At 36.3% G+C, this 694-nt stretch carries 1 protein-coding gene; it reads left to right on the top strand.

The genetic code is table 11. From position 1 onward, the window contains the following. On the top strand, window positions 1-694 hold a 694-nt coding region (locus RR876_RS16910; protein WP_332637180.1), incomplete at both ends, for a TonB-dependent receptor.

The raw sequence follows: 694 nt of genomic DNA, 5'->3' as shown, positions 1-694 counted from the left end.
TATTTATGACGTTGCGCGAGATTATTCAGCATACGTGAGCTATACCAGTATTTTTAAACCACAAAACAGAAAAGATGTAAGTGGCAATTACCTTGATCCTATTGATGGTAAAAGCTATGAAATGGGTTTAAAAGGTGAATATTTGGATGGAAAGCTAAATGCCGCCTTATCTATCTTCCGAATTGAGCAAGATAATGTTGCAGAGCAATTATATGATTCAAATGGAAAAGAAGTAAAAGTTAAAGATAACAACGGGGCTGATACACCAGAAAATGCTTATTTTGCGGCTGAAGGTGTAACCAGTAAAGGGGTTGAACTCAACATTGATGGTGAGCTTAATGAGAATTGGGGGCTTAGCTTTGGTGTTGCCAATTTTGATGCTAAGGATGCTAAAGGTGTTGATTATAACTCTACCAGTTCTCGGACTACGGCAGACTTATTTGTTAAATATAAAAATGAAGCATGGTATGCCGGTGCTGGCCTAAATTATTTTAGTAAAATTTATAAAGGCACAGGTGCGACGCGTGTGGACAGAGGTGATTTGTATCTTGCAAATGCAATGCTGGGTTATAAGTTTGATCCAAATTTTAGTACACAACTCAATGTAAATAATTTATTTGATAAAAAATATTATGATGGAATAGGCTCAGACTCAATGATTTGGGGCGAACCAAGAAATGCAACATTAAGCTTT

Origin of the sequence: Acinetobacter sp. (assembly GCF_036666595.1) — a bacterium.
GTDB lineage: Bacteria > Pseudomonadota > Gammaproteobacteria > Pseudomonadales > Moraxellaceae > Acinetobacter.
This window is presented reverse-complemented; position numbering and strand designations above follow the sequence as displayed.